Source organism: Nocardioides furvisabuli, assembly GCF_021083185.1.
Lineage (GTDB): Bacteria > Actinomycetota > Actinomycetes > Propionibacteriales > Nocardioidaceae > Nocardioides > Nocardioides furvisabuli.
In genome coordinates this window covers 1-3,240 of the sequence record NZ_JAIGQB010000021.1, presented here as the reverse complement: position 1 = coordinate 3,240, position 3,240 = coordinate 1, and the positions used below count along the sequence as shown (strand labels likewise).

The 3,240-nt window shown below is 67.3% G+C and carries 4 protein-coding genes; 3 read left to right on the top strand and 1 reads right to left on the bottom strand.

Features of this window, described 5'->3' with window-relative positions:
• On the bottom strand, positions 1–791 hold a 791-nt coding region (gene mobF, locus K4G59_RS19695; RefSeq protein WP_231252765.1), incomplete at its 3' end, for a MobF family relaxase.
• A 601-nt stretch (positions 792–1,392) separates the two neighbouring features.
• On the opposite strand from mobF, the gene K4G59_RS19690 reads away from it, so the two are divergent.
• From K4G59_RS19690 to K4G59_RS19680, 3 genes are all read left to right on the top strand, one after another.
• Entirely contained in the window at positions 1,393–1,773 is a 381-nt protein-coding gene (locus K4G59_RS19690) for a hypothetical protein (protein ID WP_231252764.1), read from the top strand.
• A 26-nt stretch (positions 1,774–1,799) separates the two neighbouring features.
• Positions 1,800–2,717, top strand: a complete 918-nt coding sequence (locus tag K4G59_RS19685; RefSeq protein ID WP_231252763.1) for a hypothetical protein — start codon at positions 1,800–1,802, stop codon at positions 2,715–2,717.
• Positions 2,718–2,746: 29 nt separating this feature from the next.
• A partial coding sequence (locus tag K4G59_RS19680; protein WP_231252762.1) for an SAF domain-containing protein occupies positions 2,747–3,240 on the top strand: 494 nt, incomplete at its 3' end.

Here is a 3,240-nt window from a genome sequence, read left to right as displayed (position 1 = left end):
ACCGCGTTGTAGTGAGCCGACAGCGCCACCACGGCCGCGTGGAGTGGCCGTCCGTCCAGGCTGCGCCACCGCCCGTCCTCTGCGGTCTTGACCTTGTTGGAGATGACGACGTGCGTGTGGAGCTGCGGGTCACCAAGACGTGAGTCCCAATGGTCGTACGCCGTCCCGACGATCCCGACGATGTCGGCCTGCGCCACAGCGCCGTCGCCCGCATCGACTCCGCGACGGGTCGTGGCGACCTCACGCTCGAGGAACGCGACTACCTCGTAGAGCGCCTGGTGGTGGGCTTCGAGGATGAGTGCCTGGGCTCCCTCGTCCGCAACACCCCAGAGCGCGGAGACTGACTTGGGGACGCTGAAGGTGAAGTCGTAGCCCGCGACGGCACGTCGCGTTCCGACTGCGACTTCCTCGCGCGCGATCGTGGCCGCGGCCTCGCGCCGCTGCTCGTCGCTGAGGTCACGCGGGAGGTTGGACACCCGGGCCGCAACCCGGGCCTTCAACCCTTCGTACTCCAGGAACGCTCGACCGAGCGGTTCGCCAGTCGCCGGATCCCGACCACTGCCGAGAAGCAATGCGAGCTGCTGGGGCGTCACCTCGTCCCCTCGCCTGATCTCACCGTTGCCGAGTGCATGGAGCCCCGAGCCGAGCCACCGGCCTGGTGGCGTGCCCTCCTCGGTGTAGTACCTCGTGAGCGGAGAAGCAGCGCCCATGCTGCGATCCCCGCGGACCACACTCTTGAGCAGGTAGTCGTAGCCCCTGCCCGCCGACATCACACGCATCGAGACGGTCACCGGTGCACACCTCCCTGTCATGCAGGTGCTGAGAGTGCTCCACAGGCCGGCCGAACGGCCGGTTGTCCACAGGCCGCAGGGCCCACAGAGCCCACCTCGTTCTGCAAACGGTGTATGTCGAGAAGGACGACCTTCAGGGCGAGGACGGGCGAATGGACGGTGGGGCGGCGACCGCACCTGGAGGAGAGAGCCTGCAGATCAATCGGAGCGAGGAGGGAAAATCATGGGAGACAGTTGCGTGGGACGGGTATGCAGTGCCTCAATTAGTTCTGACGGAGTTCTATCCGGGAGCCACAAAGTTCTCCGCCGGTTCCTTCTCGGGGCGCCCCCGCGAGGGAAGTCAGGAACTCGGCGATGACGATTTCACGGGGAGCCCACGCACTCGCGACTGCAGCACTCCTGCTGGCCGCAGTGACCGGCTGCGCCGACGACGAGCCGGGCCTACCCGCAAGTGACCCGCCAAGAACCGCCGACTCTGTCTCACCGCCAGCGACCTCGGCGACGTCGCCTACGACCCCCCAACGAGGCAGCAGCCGCCGACGCATCGACACTAGTGCGGACCTTCTACGAAGTTCGCGACGAGCTTCGCACGGACCCGACCGTGAAGCTCACCAAGCTCCGCAGCGTCGCCATCGGCGGGGAACTCGCTGCTCAACGGACCTTGTTCGCCCGAGAGCGCGAACAGGGCCAGCACCAGACCGGCCGTACGAAGATCGCCGAGCTCACGGTTGAGGGAGTCGTACTCGACAACTCTGATCCCGATGGCGGTCGGGTACCCACGGTCCAGGTCGACGTGTGCTACGACGTCGGGGGCGTCGACATCCTTGACAGGAACGGAACGTCGGTTGTCAGCGATGACCGACCCGACACCGGGTGGATTCGCTATCTGGTCTCCAACTACAACTTTGAGGCGGACCCGAGCGGTTCGTGGCGTGTCGCCTCCAGCCAGAATCTCGAGCGCCCGCCATGCGATCGTGCATAACGCGAGTCCTGCTTCTCCTTATGGTCATGGCACCTCTACTGCTGCTTGACCCGGCTCCGGTCTTCGCGGACACCGAGTGCCAGGTCAATGACCCGCAAACCGGTGTCTGCCTCGTCTGGGTGGAGGTGCCTGGCACTCCCGGCACCCCCGGAGAAGAGGGTGATGACGCTCCGGTGGAGACGAGCGGCGGGGAGTCGTGCGTGTGGGATGGCACGGCTCTCGGTATCACGCAGCCCCCGCCGGGGCCGGTGCCGTGTTCGTCGGATGCGGGTTATTGGTCCAACGGCTTGAACTGCTACATCCAGCTGGCGACGCCGGTGCCACCCGCTGGAGACCCCGCATGGCAGGGGCACGAACCAGGCGACGGCGCCGTCTACCACTGCTACCAACCTCAGACCGGGATCCTGGTCTACCTCTGGTCGCAGGATCCGCCGCCCGACTCAGGCACCACGCCGACGCCTGGCGAGGTCGCCCGGCTCGCGATCGAGGACATGCAGCTCAAGGCGATCAACATCGGGCTTGCCCCCGAACCCGGCCCGGCCAGCGTAGGTCTGGTCGGGATGCCGGTCTGGATGTGGGCTGCAGGCCCCGACGACCACACGTTCGGGCCGATCACAGCGAGCGCCTCGGCCGGCGGGATCACGATCACAGCCACGGCCAGGGTTCACAGGGTCACGTGGGACATGGGCGATGGCACCGAGGTGGTGTGTCGCAACGCGGGAACGCCGTACAAGCCGGAGTACGGCAAGCAGGAGTCGCCCACCTGCGGCCATGTCTATGCGACGTCGAGCTCACGAGAGCAGGACGGCAAGTTCACCGTCACCGCGAGCTCGGACTGGGTCGTGGAGTGGACAGGAGCTGGGCAGTCGGGGGTCATCCGCCTGAACGGACTACGGCGATCCGTCGCGATCGCCGTCGGGGAAGCGCAGGTGCTCGTGCAGTAGCGGGCACCGCGACCGGAGAGGTATCGAACATGACCAGCACCACCACAATGAACGGTAGGAGCGCCGAGCGCGGGTCGACACTGCCCTCCCCTCCGCTGGTACCGCCTCCCAAGCTCCGGCGTCGGCCAGCCTTGGTAGCGGGTGCTGTCGCCGCGATCTGTCTCGGGGCACTGCTCGCCGCCTGGGCGTGGACGTCGACCACGAACACGCAGGAGGTCCTGGTCGCGCGGTCCACCATCGAGCGCGGCTCACTGATCACGGAAGACGACCTCGCGCGGGTCCGGGTCAGCGCTGATCCAGCCCTCTCCCGCGTGGCTGCCTCCGCGTTCGACGACCTTGTCGGGAAGCGAGCTGCGCTCGACATCGCTGAGGGCGGGCTGATCACGCCTGGGGCCACCACCACGGAGACGGTTCCCGGGGACGGGGCATCGATCGTCGGGGTTGCCCTCTCGCCAGCCCAGTCACCGGGAATGGCGCTGCAGGCCGGAGACCGGGTGCGGCTCGTGGTTACCCCGCCCCCGGG

Coding starts and splice junctions, on each gene's coding strand:
- K4G59_RS19685 (WP_231252763.1), top strand. CDS start 1,800: ATGGCACCTCTACTGCTGCTTGACCCGGCTCCGGTCTTCGCGGACACC.